General features: G+C 55.2%; 1 protein-coding gene. It reads left to right on the top strand.

Features of this window, described 5'->3' with window-relative positions:
• The first annotated feature begins 154 nt into the window (after positions 1 to 154).
• Entirely contained in the window at positions 155 to 1,549 is a 1,395-nt protein-coding gene (locus D7024_RS14410) for a DEAD/DEAH box helicase (protein ID WP_207666972.1), read from the top strand.
• Positions 1,550 to 1,611 lie beyond the last annotated feature (62 nt).

The following is a 1,611-nucleotide window of genomic DNA, read 5'->3' as shown; positions in this document are numbered from 1 at the left end:
CCCTGTGTGCAGGGTTAATAAATAAGCCAGATTATGTCCCCACCTGATTGCAAGGTGGGGTTTATTTTACGCTTACGAGCTGGTCAAAGGGCGACGTCTGATCCCGCCGTTAAACGTCATCACCTTTGCACCTGCCATCGACGCCGTCGACAGGTTGGCCAAAGAGGACTATCCGCTCGCCAACGAAAGGAACCTCGCAAAAATCCTTTCGGCCTTTTCTTGGCAAGATAGCTCGGACGACCTGTATCGAATGACACTTTCTGCCATCGAAAGTTTGTCGTCGATCCGCAAGAGCCGCTCCAAACGCGAGGTGAGCAGGCCTAATTCTCGAGGTGCGAAGCTCAAGAAGCTAGAGGACTCCATAGCCACGCTGGACCATCGGCAGAACCGGGCCGTCATTGAAACCGTCGATGGCGTGCAGCGCATTCGTGGTCTGGCCGGTTCCGGCAAGACCATCGTACTGGCTCTCAAGGCCGCATATCTCCACACCCAGTATCCTGATTGGCAGATCGCCGTCACCTTCCACACTCGCTCGCTAAAAGGGCAATTCAAGCGGCTCATTAATAATTTCTGTGTCGAGCAAAGTGGCGAGGAGCCGGATTGGTCAAAGATACGTATAGTCAACGCCTGGGGCGCGCCCGGTGGTGATGAGCGTGACGGAATTTATTACGAGTTCTGCCGCGTCACAGGGCAGGAGTTCCATGATTTCAGGTCCGCCAGCTATCGATTCGGTGGCGGCGATAGGGCGTTCGATGGGGCATGCCAGGCGGCACTAAATGCGGTTGCTACTCCTCCAGAACTGTACGATGCAATCCTCGTCGACGAGGCGCAAGACTTTGCCCCGAGCTTTCTGCGCTTGTGCTACGCGATGCTCAAGCCGCCGAAGCGGCTCGTTTATGCCTACGACGAACTCCAGAATCTGTCGGGGGCCTCTCTGCCGCCACCCGAAGAGATCTTCGGTACCGATGATCGAGGTCAGCAATTGGTGTCCCTTGGCGATGACCCACGTCGAGACGTGATCTTACAGAAATGCTACCGCAACTCGCGGCCCGTGTTGGTGACGGCCCACGCCCTCGGCTTCGGCATCTACCGTGAGCAGCCAAAGGGCGCCGAGACGGGGTTGGTACAGATGTTCGACCAACCTGCTTTGTGGGAAGAAATCGGATACAGGGTGCGAGAGGGACGTTTGGCTAAGGGAGAGCACGTCGTCCTCGAACGAACCGACGAGACCAGCCCCAGGTTTCTAGAGGACCATTCCCCGATCGACGATCTCGTCGTTTTTCTGCAGTTCGGTGACGAAGCCGAACAGAACGCGTGGTTGGTCGAGCAGATCAAGAAAAACATAGAAGAAGACGAACTCCGGCATGATGACATTATTGTTATCCATCCTGACCCTCTCACTGCACGAGAGCGATTGGGGCCGATCCGTAAGGCACTGTTCGAGATGGGTATCCAGAACCATCTCGCGGGCGTCGACACAGATCCCGACGTGTTCTTTAAGACCGAGACACCTTCCGTGACATTCACCAGTATTGTAAGCGTAAAATAAACCCCACCTTGCAATCAGGTGGGGACATAATCTGGCTTATTTATTAACCCTGCACACAGGGG

The sequence above is a fragment of the Desulfofundulus salinus genome, assembly GCF_003627965.1.
Classification (GTDB): Bacteria; Bacillota; Desulfotomaculia; order Desulfotomaculales; family Desulfovirgulaceae; genus Desulfofundulus; species Desulfofundulus salinus.
Note: the sequence above shows the minus strand (reverse complement) of the source record. Positions and strands in the feature narration are given on the sequence as shown.